General features: G+C 60.4%; 1 pseudogene. It reads right to left on the bottom strand.

What is annotated here, in order from left to right:
- Positions 1 to 43: 43 nt before the first annotated feature.
- Positions 44 to 381 (bottom strand): annotated as a pseudogene (locus tag EN874_RS32460) (aconitase X); the annotation flags it as partial.

Raw genomic sequence — 381 nt, 5'->3', positions numbered from 1 at the left:
TCGATCGAAACGGTGCGCTTCAGCGGCGCATTATATTCGTTCCCACGATGCGCTGCGGCCGACGATTTTCCTCCAGGTAAACACCCGAAAGCGGCGCCCTGCCCGTCATCGCGATACATAGATCGAGGAAATCAGGATGTTTGGCAGTGCGTGCACCAAGAACCGTATTGGCAAAAATCACCGCGTTCGATTCCGCCCAGGCAATCGATTCACCCGCGCCCGGCGCGCTGTCGAGCAGGTAAGGCGAACAGGTGAAGGTGGGCCGACAGCCCATGCGCACATATGCATCCGCCAGTCTCGCCGCCGGATCGCCGAAATCATCCGGCACGCCCTGTGCCCGCCAGTTGGCCTTGTCCACCGAAATGGCGTTCATGGTCGTCG

The sequence above is a fragment of the Mesorhizobium sp. M1D.F.Ca.ET.231.01.1.1 genome, from assembly GCF_003999155.2.
In the GTDB taxonomy this organism is placed as follows: Bacteria; Pseudomonadota; Alphaproteobacteria; order Rhizobiales; family Rhizobiaceae; genus Mesorhizobium.
Note: the sequence above shows the minus strand (reverse complement) of the source record. Positions and strands in the feature narration are given on the sequence as shown.